Origin of the sequence: Kitasatospora sp. NPDC002965 (genome assembly GCF_040611255.1) — a bacterium.
GTDB lineage: Bacteria > Actinomycetota > Actinomycetes > Streptomycetales > Streptomycetaceae > Kitasatospora.
In genome coordinates this window covers 1-2,404 of the sequence record NZ_JBEXNT010000291.1, presented here as the reverse complement: position 1 = coordinate 2,404, position 2,404 = coordinate 1, and the positions used below count along the sequence as shown (strand labels likewise).

Sequence of the window (2,404 nt, the reverse complement as noted above, 5' to 3'; positions counted from 1 at the left end):
GGTGAAGGCCATGGCGGAGACGACGGAGGCGACGCCGGCTTGGGAGCCGACGGAGATGTCGAGGCCGCCGCAGATGATGACGACGGTCTGGACGATGGCGAGGAGGCCGGTGATGGTGGCGGCTTCGGCGATGACCTGCATGTTGCCGAGGCTGAGGAAGTTGTCGTTGAGGATGCCGAACAGGGCGAGGACGGCGACCAGCGCACCGATCAGGCTGAGGTTCTGACCGCCGAGGGAGGCGAGCGGCGAGCGCTTCCCCGTGCGGGGTCCGGCGGGCCGGTGGGCCGTTGCCGTGGTCATGAGCGGCCTCCGGGGGCGGCGTCGGTGCCGGTGGGAGCGGTGGTGCGGGTGGCCCGGGCGGTGTCGGCCCGGGCGGTGTCGGCACGGGCGGGTTCGGCGGTGTCGGCGGGCTGGAGGTCGTCGGCCATGGCGAGGTGGAGGACGGCCTCCTCGGTGGCCTCGGCCCGGGAGAGTTCGCCGGTGATGCGGCCGTTCTGCATGACGATGATGCGGTCGGCCAGACCGAGGACCTCGGGGAGCTCGGAGGAGATGACCAGCAGGGCCACGCCGTCCCGGGCGAGGTCGGCGATGATCCGGTAGATTTCGGACTTGGCGCCGATGTCGATGCCGCGGGTCGGCTCGTCGAGGATGAGCAGTTTGGGCCGGTGGGCGAGCCAGCGGGCGAGGACGACCTTCTGCTGGTTGCCGCCGGAGAGCTTGCGGACCTCGTGCTCGACGGAGGGTGCGCGGACCCGCAGCCGGTCGGTGAACTCCTGGGCCAGCGCGCGTTCGCGGCGCCGGTGGACGAACCGGAAGCGGCGCAGCCGGCCGAGGACGACCAGCGAGGTGTTGTCGCGGATCGAGCGGTGCAGGAACAGCGCCTGGGCCTTGCGCTCCTCGGGGGCGAGGCCCAGGCCGGCGCGGATGGCGTCGCCGGGGCTGCCGGATCGCAGGGTGCGGCCGTCGAGGGTGACGGTGCCGGAGCGGACGGGCTGGTCGCCGGCGAGCGCGAGGGCGAGTTCGGAGCGTCCCGCCCCGATGAGTCCGGCGAGGGCGACGACCTCGCCGGCCCGGACCCGGAGGTCGATGCCGGTGACGTGGTCGGTGGTCAGGCCGTGGACGTCGAGGACGACGCGGTCGGTGGTGACGTCCTGCCGGACGAAGAGGGTGGACAGGTCACGGCCGACCATCAGGCGCACCACCTCGCCCTCGTCGGTCCGTGCGGCGTCCAGGACGCCGGCCACGGCGCCGTCGCGCAGGACGGCGATGCGGTCGGCGAGCCGGAAGATCTCCTTCATCCGGTGCGACACGTAGATGACGGCGACGCCCCGCTCGCGCAGCCGCCCGATCAGGGCGAACAGCGCCTCGACCTCGCCGTCGGAGAGCGAGGAGGTCGGCTCGTCGAAGGCGATGACCTTGGCGTCGCCGGTCAGGGCCCGCAGGATCTCCACCAGCTGGCGTTGCGCCGGGGTGAGCTCGGAGCCGAGAAGGTGCGGGGGGAGGACGTTGTCGAAGCCCACGCGGACGAGGTCGGCGGTGATGCGGCGGTGGAGTTCGGCCCGGTCGAGGCGCCGGCCGGCCTTGCGGGGGAGGGAACCGGCGTAGACGTTCTCGGCGACCGAGACGTGCGGGATGATCTCCGGTTCCTGCGGGATGATGCGGATGCCGAGCCGGCGGGCGTCCTGCGGCGAGGGCAGCACGGTCGGCTGCCCGTCGATCAGTACCCTTCCCCCGGTCGGCCGGTGGTCCCCGGTGAGGATCCTGAGCAGGGTGGACTTGCCGGCGCCGTTCTCGCCCATGAGGGCGGTGACCTGGCCGGCGGGAAACTCCAGGTCGACGCCGGAGAGTGCCTGGACCGTGCCGAAGCGCTTGGTGATCCCCTCGACGGCCACGGCCACGGGGGCGGCGACCGGGTCGGGTGGGTCGGGCGGCGCGGGCTTCGGTGGGCGGTTGCCGGGCGTGTGCATGGGGACCTCGCAAGGACTGGTGACGCCGTCGGGGGGCATGCCGGGCCGGTGGCCGCCGCGACGTGACGGGCGCTGCGGCACGGGCGGGTGCGGTGGGCCGTGGTGCGCACCGACGGGGGTGGGGTGCCGGTACGGCGGCGGTTGCCGCACCGGCACGGCTCGCGGACGCCGGGTCAGCTGCAGGTGACGCCGGCGGTCTTCCAGGTGGTGGCGTCGACCATGGTGGTGGGGGCGAAGGCTTCCTTGGGGAAGTCCTTGCTGTTCTTGAGCTTGTCGTACATGGTCTGGACGGCGAGGGCGCCGACGTCCTTGCCGTTGATGAAGAGTGCGGCCTTCATGCCGGAGGGCTTGCCGGAGCCCCAGTTCTTGCAGGCGAGGTAGGCGCCGAGGCCGACGCCGATGACGCGGTCGGGGCCGATGCCGGCGTTCTCCAGGGC

1 protein-coding gene and 2 pseudogenes are annotated in these 2,404 nt (G+C 73.0%); all 3 read right to left on the bottom strand.

Features of this window, described 5'->3' with window-relative positions; translation table 11 throughout:
- A pseudogene (locus tag ABZY91_RS41885) lies at positions 1-300 on the bottom strand (ABC transporter permease); the annotation flags it as partial.
- Entirely contained in the window at positions 297-1,967 is a 1,671-nt protein-coding gene (locus ABZY91_RS41880; RefSeq protein WP_355409485.1) for a sugar ABC transporter ATP-binding protein, read from the bottom strand. The gene ABZY91_RS41880 and the pseudogene ABZY91_RS41885, both read right to left, overlap by 4 nt.
- Before the next feature lie 173 nt (positions 1,968-2,140).
- Positions 2,141-2,404: pseudogene (locus ABZY91_RS41875) on the bottom strand (sugar ABC transporter substrate-binding protein); the annotation flags it as partial.

What these genes read in the sequence shown, in the direction of transcription:
- ABZY91_RS41880 (WP_355409485.1), bottom strand. Translation starts at nt 1,967, where the DNA reads ATGCACACGCCCGGCAACCGCCCACCGAAGCCCGCGCCGCCCGACCCA.